The 13598-nt window shown below is 76.1% G+C and carries 9 protein-coding genes; 7 read left to right on the top strand and 2 right to left on the bottom strand.

Features of this window, described 5'->3' with window-relative positions; translation table 11 throughout:
* Nucleotides 1-163: 163 nt before the first annotated feature.
* A complete protein-coding gene (locus OG617_RS32865; RefSeq protein ID WP_405096865.1) occupies nt 164-1129 on the bottom strand; it encodes an ABC transporter permease in 966 nt (321 codons plus the stop codon).
* Nucleotides 1130-1386: 257 nt separating this feature from the next.
* On the opposite strand from OG617_RS32865, the gene OG617_RS32860 reads away from it, so the two are divergent.
* From OG617_RS32860 to OG617_RS32830, 7 genes are all read left to right on the top strand, one after another.
* The gene (locus OG617_RS32860; RefSeq protein ID WP_405096863.1) at nt 1387-3843 is read left to right on the top strand and encodes an ATP-binding protein; all 2457 of its coding nucleotides are present in this window, start codon (nt 1387-1389) and stop codon (nt 3841-3843) included.
* Nucleotides 3844-4248: 405 nt separating this feature from the next.
* Complete coding sequence (locus OG617_RS32855) at nt 4249-5361, top strand: hypothetical protein (protein ID WP_405096861.1); 1113 nt, start codon at nt 4249-4251, stop codon at nt 5359-5361.
* Between the two features lie 172 nt (nt 5362-5533).
* Complete coding sequence (locus OG617_RS32850; protein ID WP_405096859.1) at nt 5534-6565, top strand: 3-oxoacyl-ACP synthase III family protein; 1032 nt, start codon at nt 5534-5536, stop codon at nt 6563-6565.
* Nucleotides 6562-7299 (top strand): glycosyltransferase family 2 protein, encoded by a 738-nt coding sequence (locus OG617_RS32845; RefSeq protein ID WP_405096857.1) that lies wholly within the window; start codon nt 6562-6564, stop codon nt 7297-7299. Before OG617_RS32850 ends, OG617_RS32845 begins: the two co-directional genes overlap by 4 nt.
* A gap of 30 nt (nt 7300-7329) precedes the next feature.
* Nucleotides 7330-8820 (top strand): class I adenylate-forming enzyme family protein, encoded by a 1491-nt coding sequence (locus OG617_RS32840; protein WP_405096855.1) that lies wholly within the window; start codon nt 7330-7332, stop codon nt 8818-8820.
* Nucleotides 8813-9955, top strand: coding sequence for a cytochrome P450 (locus tag OG617_RS32835; protein ID WP_405096853.1), 1143 nt, complete (start codon nt 8813-8815; stop codon nt 9953-9955). The genes OG617_RS32840 and OG617_RS32835 overlap by 8 nt, the downstream gene beginning before the upstream one ends.
* Nucleotides 9952-10869, top strand: a complete 918-nt coding sequence (locus OG617_RS32830) for an NAD-dependent epimerase/dehydratase family protein (RefSeq protein WP_405096851.1) — start codon at nt 9952-9954, stop codon at nt 10867-10869. Before OG617_RS32835 ends, OG617_RS32830 begins: the two co-directional genes overlap by 4 nt.
* 494 nt (nt 10870-11363) lie before the next feature.
* On the opposite strand, the gene OG617_RS32825 is transcribed toward OG617_RS32830, so the two are convergent.
* A complete protein-coding gene (locus OG617_RS32825; protein WP_405096849.1) occupies nt 11364-13484 on the bottom strand; it encodes a cellulose binding domain-containing protein in 2121 nt (706 codons plus the stop codon).
* Between the last annotated feature and the right edge of the window lie 114 nt (nt 13485-13598).

The following is a 13598-nucleotide window of genomic DNA, read 5'->3' as shown; positions in this document are numbered from 1 at the left end:
GATCGGGCACGTGGCAGTCAGCTTCCATGTGAGGCACCCCGTTTGACGCAGCGGAACGGCCATGGCTGTCGATGGGTCGCAGCCGGCTACAGTCTGCCCGAACGGCGGGATGGTTGCCATGTGGAATTTGCTGATCGCGTTGGGTGACCGGACCGGGCTGTGGTCAGCGCAGCTTCGGGTCGAGGGCCTCGCGGATCGCCTCGCCGAGCATCACGAAGCTGAGCACGGCGGTGACCAGGAACATGGCGGGGAAGAAGAGCAGGAAGGGCGAGGCCCGGATGTAGTCCTGCGACTCGCTGATCATGATCCCCCATGACACCACCGGGGTCTTCAGCCCGATGCCCAGGAAGGACAGGGTGGCCTCCACGCCGATGAACGACCCGACCAGAATGGTGCCGTAGACCAGCAGCGGGGCCAGGCAGTTCGGCAGCAGGTGCTTGAGGACGATCCGGCCGGTGCTCGCGCCCAGCGCCCGGGCGGCCACGACGTAGTCGGCCTCCCTGGTGGCCAGCACCGAGGAACGCATCAGCCGCATCACGACCGGCCATATCAGGACGACCAGGGACATGATCACCAGGCCCATGATCCGCCACTCGCTGTTGCTCGCCCCCGCGCCGTTGAAGGTGCTCAGGATGACGATCGCGCCGAGGACGAAGGGCAGGCCGAAGAAGACGTCGGCGAAGCGGGAGAGCAGGGCGTCCACCCAGCCGCCGCGGTAACCGGCGATCATGCCCATGGCGCCGCCGATCAGCAGCGTGCCGGCGGTGGAGAGCAGCGCCACCACGATCGAGGCGCGGGCTCCGTAGATCACCCGGGCGTAGACGTCCCGGCCCTGCACGTCGTAGCCGAACCAGGCGTGCGAAGAGGGCGTGCCGAAGTTGCGCGACACCACGCCGTTGACCGGGTCGCCCGAGGTGAACAGCGAGGGGAACGCGGCCATCAGCACGAACCCGGCGATGAGGGTCGCGGAGACCCAGAACAGCGGCCGGCGACGCAGGTCGCACCAGGCGTCGCCGAGCAGGCCGCGCGGCTTCTCTCCCCGCACGGGGCCGAGGAGGGCGGCGTCAGCGGGCGGACCGGCCCCGGTCGGCTTCGCGGCGAAGGGACTGTCGGCATTCTGGTCACTCATCGCGGATCCTCGAGGCCAGGGCGGCTCCGGGCGGGGCCGCCAACAGGTTCGTCAGGAACTGGGGGAGCACCAAACCGCAGGAACACCGTCCACGGTAGCGACTCCGGGGGCCGCGCTGTCCGCTGTCCGGCAGTCACGACCGCCCCCGACGCGGCCGCCCCCGATGCGGCCGCCGTCGGCGGCGGCCGTCCCACCCCCGCTGCCGCTACGCTGACCCCAACTCATCGAAGCTCGTCCGTGCGTCGGGGAGGTGGGGCGTGGCGGAGCCCGGTCGGGACGCGCTCGTGGTGTTCGTCGGCGAGCTCACGCGGCTCCGGATGCTCGCCGGGGGACCGTCGTTGAACACGCTGGTCGCGGTCGCCGCAGGGCTGGGGCGGCCGCTCGCCCGGTCCACCCTCAGCGACAAGCTCAACGCCAAGTCCCTGCCCGAGTGGGACTTCGTCGTCGCGTACGTCGGCGCCTGCCGGGCCCACGCCGAGCAGGTCGGCGCCCGGCTGCCGGCGGAGCTGACGGAACTCGCCCGGTGGGAGGCCGCGCACTGGCGCCTGTTGCGGGCGGCGGACGCCGCGCGGGCCGGCGACCGGCTCTGCGGCGCGGCCCGGGCCGAACTCGGCCGTCGGGCCCGGGCCGCGCCGGCCGCACAGCCGGCCGAGCCTGCCGGCCAGGACCGGCGGACGGCCGGTCAGTGGATGGTGCCCCGGCAGTTGCCCGCGGCGGCGCCGCACTTCGTGGGGCGGACGCCCCAGCTCGCCGCGTTGACCGCGCTGCTGGCCGACCCGGCCGGCGTGCCGGGCACGGTGCTGATCTCCGCGATCGGCGGGACGGCGGGGGTCGGCAAGACCGCCCTCGCCGTGCACTGGGCACACCAGGTGGCCGACCGGTTCCCGGACGGGCAGCTCTACGTCAACCTGCGCGGGTTCGACCCCGACGGGGCGACGACGAGCCCGGCGGAGGCGCTGGGCGGCTTCCTGGAGGCGCTTGCGGTGCCGCCGGAACGGATCCCGACCGGGCTCGCCGCCCAGGCCGGGCTCTTCCGCAGCCTGCTGGCCGGCCGGCGGATGCTCGTGCTGCTGGACAACGCGCGCGACGCCGACCAGGTGCGACCGCTGTTGCCCGGCTCGCCGGGCTGCCTGGTGCTGGTGACCAGCCGGCACCGGCTGCCGGGCCTCGTCGCCGTCCAGGGCGCCCACCCGCTCGCCCTGGACCTGCTGTCCGCCGCCGAGGCCCGCGAGCTGCTGTCCCGACGTCTCGGCGCGGCGCGGGTGGCCGAGGAGCCGGACGCGGTGGACCGGATCGTCGGGGCGTCGGCGGGGCTGCCGCTGGCCCTGGCCGTCGTCGCCGCGCGGGCCGCCACCCAACCGGAGTTCCGGCTCGCCCGGCTCGCCGACGAGTTGGACGACACGCGGGGCAGCCTCGACGGCTTCTGCGGCGGGGAGGCCGCTGCCGACGTGCGGTCGGTGCTGTCCTGGTCGTACCAGAGCCTGGAGCCGCCGGCGGCGGTGCTGTTCCGGCTGCTCGGGCTGCACCCAGGCCCGGACATCTCCGTCGCGGCCGCCGCCAGCCTCGCGGACACCACCGTCGCGCGGGTGCGGGGACCGCTGGCGACCCTGGCCCGGGCGAACCTGCTCGCCGAGCCCATCCCCGGCCGGTACGCCCTGCACGACCTCCTCGCCGTGTACGCCGCCGAGCTGACCCGGACCACCGACCCCGAACCCGTGCGTCGGGCCGCGCTGGGCCGACTGCTCGACCACTACCTGCACGCCGCCCACGCCGCAGACCTGCTGCTGTACCGGCACCGCGACCACATCGACCTGCCGGCGGTGGACCCCGGTGCGGCGCTGCCGGACCTGCGCGACCGCGACGAGGCGTGGGCCTGGCTCACCGCCGAGCACCGGGTGCTGCTCGCCGCCGTCGCCCTCGCCGCCGGCAACGGCTTCGGGGCCCACGCCTGGCAGCTCGCCTGGAGCGTCAACACCTACCTCGACCGGGTGGGGGCCTGGCAGGACCAGTCCACCGCTCAGCAGTTGGCGCTGCGCGCCGCCGCGCAGGCGGGCGACCGCAACGGGCAGGCCAGGGCGCACCGCAACCGCGCCGTGGCTTGTCTGCGGCTGGGCGCCCACGACGAGGCCCGTGCGCATCTGGAGCAGGCCCTCGACCTGCACGGCGCGCTCGGCGACCACGTCGGCAGTGCCCGGACCCAGCTCAACCTCGGCATCCTGGCCGAACGGCAGGGCCACCACCGGCAGGCCCTCGGGCACGCGCAGCGCGCCTTCGACCTGTTCGAGACGGCGGGTCACGCCTACGGTCAGGGCAACGCGCTCAACAACATCGGCTGGTACCACATCCAGCTCGGGGACCACCGGCGCGCGCTCGACTACTGCCGGCAGGCCCTCGCCCAGCAGCAGCGCGCCGGCAACCGGTACTGGGAGGCCCACGCCTGGGACAGCCTCGGCTACGCGCACCACCACCTCGGCCAGGCCGCGGAGGCCGTCGACTGCTACGAACGCGCGCTCGCGCTCTGGCGGGAGGCCGGCGAGCGCTACTTCGAGGCCACCACGCTGACGCACCTCGGCGACACCCGCCACGCCGCCGGGGCTCCCGGGGCAGCCCGCACCGCCTGGCGCCGGGCGGTCGACATTCTCGACCGGCTCGGTCACCCGGACGCCGACCAGGTCCGGGCCAGGCTGGACCCCGACGCCCGGGGCACCCCCTGAACCCGTCCGCACCGCCCGCCGGGACCTCGACGTCGGGCTCCCACCCGCCCCTGGCCGACCCCGGGCGGACCCGGCGTAGCGACCGGTGCCCCAGCCTGAACGATGCCGCAAGCGCGGGCCGTCCGGCGGATTCCCGGACGCCGGACGGCGGGCGGGCCGGCGGCGGCGCGGGTTTCCCCTGCTCATCGGCCCCGTGAACGGGAGGCGGGTGGCCGGGGCGGGGGTGACTCGGGGCGCCGGACGGCGGGCTGTGGAGCTTCGCCGGATAGGTGTTCGCGCAGATGGCTACCCGTTCGGTCGACATCTGGCGATGACCTCGCCCGGGCCGAGAACCTGTCCTCCCAGTACCCGGCGAACGGAGAGGACAACGTGATACCCACCCGCTTCCGACGACCCCGCGTCGCGGTGGCGGTCGCAGCCGCACTGGCTCTGACCGTCACCCCGACCGGGGCGCCACCCGTACGGGCCGCGCAGGCCGCGGCGTCGCAGGTCGTGAGCTTCACCGTCGGCCAGGACGGGCGCCTCTACCTGGCGTCGTCGGCCGGCATCACCCCGTTCGGCAGCACGGCGGTCGCCCCGCCGAACGCGGGCGTCGGTGCCGCCCGGCAGCCGGACGGCAACGTCGCCGCGTTCGTCATCGGCACCCAGGGCGGGCTCGTCGCCGCCGTCACCAGCTCGGCCACCTCCAACATCAGCGTGTACCGGGACGGGGCGGCCGGCCTCGCCCCGCCCGGGGCCAAGGTGAGCGCGGTGACCGACTCGGCCGGTTACCTGCACGTCTTCTTCGCCGGCACCGACGGGGCGATCTACAGCGCCTCCTACAACCGCCTGGTGCGGCCCGGCAGCGGCCCGCAGCGGGTGTCCGCGCCCGGCCTCGCGCCGCCCGGGGCGGTCGTCGCCGCGGCCCGGCAGTCCACCATGCCGGGGGTGGTCTTCGTCGGTGCCGACGGCGCGCTGACCTCGGTCTGGCGTACCTCCGCCGGCACCTGGGCGACGATCCCGGCCGGTCCGGCGGGCCTGGCACCGCCCGGCGGCGGGGTCGCCGTGGCCGCCACGGCGGGGGTGCAGGCGTACGTCGCCGGGCTGGACGGCCGGATCTGGCAGGTGGGCTTCACCTTCACCCCGCTCCCCGACCCCTGGCAGCCGGTGGCGATCACCGGTGCCGGCGCGGCCCCGCCCGGCGCCCGCCTCGCGGCGGCGCAGTTCACCGGCGGCCCGTCGAACGTGTTCTTCGCCGGCTCCGACGGCGCGGTCCGGGTGGTGACCAACATGGCCGGCGGGTGGCAGCAGTCGGTGACGACGGCGACCGGTGCCGCCAAGCCGGGCGGCCCGCTGGCGATCGTGGCCGTCGACGACTACCTCTACTCGGCCTGGTGCGGCAACGACCTCTGGTGGTGGCTGTACTGGTGGTGGCGCCGGCCGCCGCCTCCGCCGCCGTGGTGGGGCGATCCCTTCACGCTGCCGCTCAACCAGCCGATCGAGTACGGCGCCGAGGTCGCGATCACCCTCTACCGGTAGGCCGGCGGAGCCCGCGACCCGGTCGCGGAACAGTCCCCGCCGGACGCCCGCCCGGGCCCGTCCACCGCCACCGTGCGGCCGGGCCCGGGCGGTGGCGTGTCCGGGCGGTCACCCGGTGAACATGAGCACCCCTACTCATCCGCCCGCCGGCGGCGTTGGGCAAGCTCAACGCATGATCGCCCCCACGTCAGCGCCGTCTTCCGCCCGGGAACGAGTGGGCATCACCGCCGTCGGCGCCAGCCTGCCCGACCAGGTCGTGCCCACCGCCGAACTGCACCGCCGCATCGCCGAGGCCAGCGGGTTCGACCTGCCGGCAGGGCTGCTGTCGCGGATGACCGGCATCTCCTCCCGCCGGATGGCCGGCGACGGGGAGTACGCCTCGACCCTGGCGGTCCGCGCCGCCCGGCAGGCGCTCGCCGCCGCCGGCCGCGAACCGGAGGACGTGGACCTGCTGCTGTTCGCCTCCGCCAGCCGGGACGTCGTCGAGCCGGCCACCGCCCACATCGTGCAGGCGGAGCTGGGCGGCCGCGCGCACGCCCTCGACGTGACCAACGCCTGCAACAGCTTCCTCAACGGCATCGACCTGGCCCGGTCGGCCGTCCTCGCCGGCCGCGCCCGGCGCGCCCTGGTGGTGACCGGCGAGACACCGACCCGGGCGATGCGCTGGCAGCTCACGGACCTCGACCAAGCCCGCAGCGCCTTCGCCGGCTACACGTTCGGCGACGCCGGGGCCGCCGTGCTGGTGGAACCGGTCGCCCGGGGCGGGATCGTCGACGTCGACACCGAGACCTGGTCCGAGCACTGGACGGTGGGCGGCATCCCCGGCGGCGGCTCCCGGCACCCCCGGGGCGACGAGCACACCTACTTCACCGGCGACGGGCGGGCGCTGCGCGACGTGTTCGAGAAGATCGGCACGGACATCCTGCACCGGGTCCGGCACCGCACCGGGCTGGACTGGGCCGACTACGCCCGGGTGCTGGTCCACCAGGTCACCCTGCCCTACCTGGACCGGTTCGTCGAGGTGACCGGCGTGCCCCGGGACAAGCTGGAGATCACCGTGGCCGAGCTGGGCAACCTGGCCAGCGCCACGCTCGGCGTGCAGCTCGCCCGCGTCGACGCCGGGCTGCGCCCCGGCGACCGGGTGCTGTTCATCGGCCTCGGCGGCGGCGTCAGCGTGATGACCATGGTCTGGGAGAAGTCGTGACCGCGCTGTGGGTGGTGGTGCCCGCCTACAACGAGGCCGCCCGGATCGGGGCCACCCTGGACGCGCTGTCCCGGCAGACCGACCTCGACTTCACCCTGCTGGTGGTGGACAACGCCTCCACCGACGGCACCGCCGAGGCGGTCCGCCGGTTCGCCGCCCGGTCGCCGGTGCCGACCCGGCTGGTCGAGGAGCGGCAGCGGGGCGTCGGCGCCGCCGTGGACACCGGCTTCCGGCACGCCATCGCGCACGGGGCGACGCTGCTGGCCCGTACCGACGCCGACTGCCTGCCCCGGCCCGGCTGGGTGGCGGCGGCCCGCCGCACGCTCACCGGCGGCGCGGCGATGGCCTGCGGCCGGATCGAGGCCCGCCGCGACGAGCACGGCCCGTTCGGCCGCGCCGTGTTCCGCGGACTGGTCGCCGTCGCCACCGCCTTCGGCCGGCTCCGGCCCGCCCACCGGGGGCCCGGCTACCGGGCCCCGTACCGGATGCACGCCGGCAACAACATGGCGATCACCCCGGCCGCCTACCTCGCCGCCGGCGGCATGCCGCGCCGCCCGTCGCCGACCGACCGGGAGTTTCTCAACCGGGTACGCCGCCACACCGGCGACATCGTCCACGACCGGACGATGGTGGTGGAGAACTCGACCCGCCGGCTGCGGGCGTACGGCCTGCGCCGCACCGCCGCCTGGTACCTGGACCGGGGCAGCGGCCGGCTGTCCCCGGACCCCCGCTGACCGAACCCCAACCAGGAGAGCGAGTCCCCGATGCTCGACGAACTGGCCGCCGCGCTGCGCCGCCACCCGGACCGGCCGGCGGTGCTCACCGCGGCCCGGTCCGGCCGGCCCCGCATCCGGGCCACCCGCGGCGAGCTGGCCGACCTGGCCGACGGGTACGCCGCCGCCCTGCACCACCACGGGCTGACCGCCGGGGACACCCTCGGCGTGGCGGTCCGCCCCGGCCCCCGGGCGCTGTCGATCCTGCTCGCCGCGCACCGGCTCGGGCTGCGGGCGGCGGTGCTCGACCCCAGCGCCGGCCCGGAGGTGCTCACCGCGCGGCTGGCCCTGGCCCGACCCGCTCTCGTCGTCGCCGACGCGGCGGCGCAGGCGGTCGCCGGGTGGGCGCGACCGCTGGCCGGCCGGGCCCAGCTGGCCCTGCCCCGGCTGGCCGAGCTGGGCCCGGTGCGTACCGTGGGCGGCCGGCTGCCCGGCTGCGCCCCGGCGCTGCGTCTCCGGTCGGGGCCGGTGCCCGACCGCACCGGGCAGGACGGCGACGCCGTCGTCATCTTCACCTCGGGCACGACCAGTAGCCCCCGGGCGGTGGTCCACCGGCGGTCCGGGCTGGACGCCGGGATGCGCGCCGTCGCGGACCTGGTCCGGCCGCTGCCCGACGAACCGGTGCTCGGCGGCATGTTCTTCGTCCTGGTGCCCGCCCTGGCCAGCGGCGCCCCCGTGGCCCTGCCGGCCCGGACGCCCCGGGTGCTCGCCCGGCAGGTGGCCCGGCTGCGCCCGCAGGCCAGCTACCTCACCCCGCCCCAGCTGCGGGCGCTGCTGGCCCAACGGCCCCGGCTGTCCGGCCGGTTCTACAGCGGCTCGGCACCGGTGAGCGCCGCCCTGCTCGACCGGGTCCGGCGGGCCGGCGCCGAGCAGGCTTGGGGGGTGTACGCGCTGACCGAACTCTTCCCGGCCGCCGCCGTGGAGGCGGGCGAGAAGGCCGCCTTCACCGGCGAGGGGGACCTCGTCGGGGCGCCGTTGCCGGGCGTGCGGACCCGGGTCGAGCCGGACGGGCGGCTGCTGCTCACCGGCCCCGGCCAGGCGCACCGCTACCTGGGCGAGGCCCCGCACGACTGGGTGGACACCGGCGACGTCGCCCGGCTCGACGGCGGTCGGGTCGTCCTCGGCGGGCGGAGCAAGGACATGATCCTGCGCGGCGCGGAGAACATCTACCCCGGCCTGTACGAGCCGGCCCTGCACGTCCCCGGGGTCAACCTGGCCGTGCTGGTCGGCGTGCCGGCCGAGGACGGCGACGAACGGCTCGTCGCCGTCGTCGAACCCGAGCCGGGCGTCGACCCGCGGCGGTTGCGCCGGGCCCTCGACCAGGTCGTGGCGGGGATGGGTGCCGCCCGGCCCGACTCGCTGGTCTTCGCCCCGGTGCCGACCAAAGGCCGTTCCCGCAAGCCGGACCGGGCTGCCGCGGCCACCCTCGCCGCCGCCGCGACCGGCCGGCGTGCCCCGGCGGGCGGTCGCTCCCGTGGCTGAACAGCCGAGCGGGGCCCGCACCGGGGGCGGCGACGCGGACCGGCGGCGCCCGGCGCCGAGCCGGGGACGACGCCGGGACCGCCGGGTCTACCTGCGGCGGTACCCGGTGCTGTTCGCCCTGCTCGCGGCCACCCGACGCTGGCCGGCGGTGCGGCTGGGGCGGACGCTGGTGGTGCACGACCCGGACGGCTACCTCGACGCGCTCCTCCGGACCCCCCTGGACCGGGCCGCCGCCGGCACCGTGGGCGGCACCGCCCACCGGCTCGGCACCGACGGGCTCCTGTTCGACCAGCAGGGCCCCGAGCACCGGCAGGCCCGCCGCGCCCTCACCGACGGCCTCGGCCCCGCCGGGGTGGCCCGGCTGCGTCCGGTCTGGACGGCGGTGCTGCGGCGGCGGCTGGCCCCGCTGGGCGACGGTGAACCGGTGGACCTGGTGCCGGTGGTCGCCGAGCTGGCCGGCGCCACCACGGCGGCGCTGCTCGGGGTGGACGCCGACCCGGTCGCGCTGGCCGAGGCGGCCCGCCGCGCCGCCGCCGCGACCGCCGCCGAGCAGCTCCCCGGCCCGCGCCCACCCGGCCGGGCCCGCGCCGCCCGCCGGGCCGTCGCCGACCTGGCCGAGCTGCTCGGCCTGCCGCCGGAGGTCGCCGGCCTGGCCGGCATGCTGGCGCTCGCCGCGGTCAACACCACCGTGTCCGGCATCCCGCGCGCGGTCGCCTGGTGCGCCGACGACCGGCTGTGGGACCGGGCGGGCGCGGCCGGCAGCCGGGACGTCCTGGTCGACGAGCTGCTGCGGGTCACCGCGCCGAGCCCGGTGCTGCCCCGGGTCGCCGCCGGGGTCGCGACCGTGGCCGGCTGCCCGGTCCGGTCCGGGGACCGGCTGCTGCTGGTCGCCCGGCACGCCGCCGGGGCGCACCTCGCCGGGCCGGACTGCGCCGCGCCGGCACCGGCCCGGACCGCCCGGCTGGTCTTCGGTGCCGGCCAGCACTCCTGCCCGGGGGCCCGGCTGGCCCGCGCGCAGCTCGCCGACACCCTCGCCGCCCTGGCGCCGCACCGGCCGGTCGTGGTGCGGGCCCGCGCCGACGGGCACGCGGCGCTGCCCGGCTGGGCACGCCTGGTGGTCAGGGCCGGCCGGTGAACCTCACCGGGGCCGAGGTGGTGGTCACCGGCGCGAGCGGCTTCTGCGGGGCCGCCGTGGCGCGGGCCGCCGAGGCCGCCGGGGCCCGGGTGCGCTGCCTCGGCCGGCGCCCCGGCCCGGTCGGCCGGCACGTGCCGTGGGACGCCGGCCGTGGCGTCCCAGACCTCGCCGGGGCCGACCTGGTCATCCACCTCGCCGCTGCCGTCGGCGACCCGGTGCCCGGGCCGGCGGCCGAGCGCGCCTACCGGGCGGTCAACGTGGACGGCACCGCCCGGCTGCTCGACGCCGCCGGGGGTCGGTCGCTGGTCTGGGTGAGCAGCGCCAGCGTCTACCGGCCCGGGGGAGCGACCCTGGTCACCGAGGACCATCCGGTCGACGGGCAGCTCTCCGCGTACGGGCGCACCAAGGCCGCCGGGGAGCGGCTCGCGCTGGCGGCCGGGGCCGTCGTGCTGCGCCCCCGCGCCGTGTACGGGCCCGGCGACCCGCACCTGCTGCCCCGGCTGCTGCGGGCCCGCCGGGGCGGGTGGCTGCCGGTGCCCGGCCCGGACGTCCGGCTCAGCCTCACCGCCGTGCAGAACCTGGTGGACGCCTGCTTGGCGGCGGCCGACTGGCCGGCCGGCCCGTACAACATCGCCGACGATCGGCCGTACTCGCGGGACGCCGTGCTGCGCGCGGCGCTCGCCGCGACGGGCGCCCCGGCCCGGCTCCTGCACCTGCCGGTGGGCCTGGCCGCCGGTGCGGCGGGCGCGGCGACCGCGTTGTCCCGGCTGGCCTGCCGCGCGCCGGTGCTGACCCGGTACGCCGTCGACCAGCTCGCCCGGGCCATGGTGCTGGACATCAGTCGGGCGCGCGCGCAGGGCTACCGGCCAACTCACCGCCTCGGCGACCACCTGGGCCGGCTCTCCGCCTCCTGACGCACGGCACCCGAGTTTCGAGCGGGGAACGGCGCGGGTTACGCATAGTAGCGCGTCATAACGCCTTGCCGATATTCCAATCTGTCGATTCTGCCTCCAGGCTCGCATATCGAAGTCGCGTGCGCGGGTGCCTCCGGTGCGGCGGTCGCCGCGCAACCGGCCACTCTGTCCCGCCGCCGGTCCAGCCCCCCACGGGAGCCCTGTCCCGCCGCGCTGATTGCCGCCTCCCTGCCGAACTCGCCCGAAGTTGTCCACCTCCCAGGAATTCCGTCCCATCCATTAGGATGGCCGGAGATCTTGGAACGAAATGGCCCCTCCAGGGGCCATTTCGTTCCAAGATCTCCCATGCGTCAGTCATGATCCGGCCTGGCGTCGGAAATGGCGCTCCTGGTGGTGGTGTACGGGGTGAGGGCCCGGGGCCCTGGGGCCGCACCCGCCCGGGTGAGACCGTCGGCCCGGGCCCGGCGGGTGCCGGGCCCGGGCCGACGGCGAGGTTACAGCACGGTGCAGACGACGCCGTTGAGGGTGAACGCGGTCGGCAGGACGTTCGGGCCGCCGTACGAGCCGACGAAGCCGGCGCTCGTGCTGCCCCCGCCGCCGGCGATCAGCCGGTTGTCGGCGGTGTTGGTGACCCGGACGGTCCGGCCCACCTGCTCCCAGTTCGCGTTCCAGCCGCCGCTCACCTGCTGCCAGGTGGTGGGCCAGGTCCAGGTGAGCGTCCAGCCGTTGATCGGGGCGGCCCCGTTGTTGACGATGTCGACGGCGCCGACGAATCCGTTGCCCCAGTTCGAGGTGTCGGTCAGACGGACACCGCACGAACTGGTGGCGGGGCTGCCGGTGGTGAAGGTGAGCGGCGGTGAGGACCAGGACACCCGGCCGGCGGTGTCCCGGGTCAGCACGTTGACCGTGTACCTGCTGCCGGGGACGAGATTGCCGACCGTGAGCGAGGTGGCCGAGGTCTCGCCGAGCTGCTCGCTGACCGCCCCGTTCTGCCGGTACACCTCGTACTTGGCGATCGGGCTGCGGCCCGGGGTGGCCGCGGGCCAGGAGATGGTCGCGCCCCGGTCGGTGACGGCGGCGGCGGTGGGCTGGCCCGGTGTGCCGGGCTGCCCGGTGACCGCGCCGGCCGGGCGCAGCACGAGCGTGGTCAGCGAGTACGGCGGCAGGACCCGGCTGGTCGCGTTGCCGGACTGGCCGGTGGCGATGGCGGTGGCGCCGTTGGTGTGGGTGTGCACCGTCGGCGCGGCGTCCGACGGGGTGAACCCGGCGTAGTCGATGGTGACCGGGTGCTCGTTGTCGGGGTCCTTGTTCACCAGCAGCACCGCGAGGTCCCCGTTGCCCCGGCGGGCGGCGTGCGCGGTGACCAGCGGCTGGTCGGTGCCGGCGCGGACGAGCTGGTCGCCGGCCCGGGCGAACAGGTTCATCATGGACAGCCCGTGGTACGGCGCGAACGGCGTGTTCAGCGGCGGCTCGCAGACCGACCCGTCGGCGGTGCAGCCGCTGCTGGAGAGGATGCCGAAGTCGCCGTAGTCGGTGTGCCCCGCCACCTGCGAGACGGTGCCGATGCCGTTGTGCACGTTCCACCACTGCACCGTGAAGACCCCGTTCTCCAGCAGGTCGCTGTAGGCGTCGGCGAGGAACAGCGCGGCCGGCTGGGTGGTCCGGCCCGTGTCGACGTTCAGCTCGGTGAAGCTGATGCCGATACGTCCCGAGTTCGGCCCGGCGTACCGGGCGATCTGCTGGCGCAGCAGGTGGGCCGCGTCGTCGATGTGGCCGGTGCGCTCCAGCGACTCGGCGGCGCTGCCGCCCGGGTACCAGTGCACGTCGACGAAGTCGATCTTCGGCCCGGCGAGGGACAGCACTGTAGCGTTCCACGGCCCCGGGTCGCTGCCGGCGGTGATGCCGTCCGGCCAGTTCCCCGGCATGGTCAGCACCGCGCCGACCTTGATGGTGGGGTCGACCGCCTTCATCGCGTCGGCGTAGTCGACGACCAGCCGGGCGTACTGGGTGGCGCTCTTGTCGGGGTGGTCGTCGGCCTCCCAGGCCGACCCGTAGTGGCCGTTGCCGTAGTTCTCGTTGCCGACCGTCCAGTACTTGGCGCCGTAGCCCTTGGTCACGTTGGCGTACCGCACCCAGTCGGCGGCCTCGGCCGGCGTGCCGGTGCCGTAGTTCGCGATGATCATCGGCTGGGCGCCGGCCCGCCTGGCCCCGGCCATGAAGGTGTCGAAGTCGGTGTTCGGGGCGACGTACCCGCCGGGGGCGGTGTGGTTCTTCCAGTGGTAGATGTCGGCGTACGAGCCGCCCGGGTACCGCAGCATCCTCACGCCGGCGGCGCGCAGCAGGTCCGACGTCTCGTCGGTGCCGAGGTGCTGGTCCCAGATGGCCTGGTTGACGCCCAGCGCGGTGTCCGGCACGGTCGCCAGTCCCGCCCGAGCGTTGACGGTGACGGCGACCGGGGTGGTCGCCGCGCTGACGCTCGGCGGGCTGACCGTGGCCGACGCCGCCGCGACGAGCAGCAGGCTCGCGGCGAGGGCCGGCCAGCGGCGGCGGGCGGACCGGGTCGGGCGCGACGGCGGGGTCCGCGCGGGGCACCCGGGGCTGATCGGGTTCTGCATGGTGGAGTTCCTTCGTGGGGTACGACGGAGACTCGCCCGGGCCGGTGACGGGTGGCTCGCACCTGCGGGTGCGCCGGGGCGGCGGCGGGCGGACTCGTGGACGGACTGCCCGGT

The organism is Micromonospora sp. NBC_01412 (assembly GCF_045040215.1).
GTDB classification, from domain to species: Bacteria; Actinomycetota; Actinomycetes; order Mycobacteriales; family Micromonosporaceae; genus Micromonospora; species Micromonospora rubida.
Note: the sequence above shows the minus strand (reverse complement) of the source record. Positions and strands in the feature narration are given on the sequence as shown.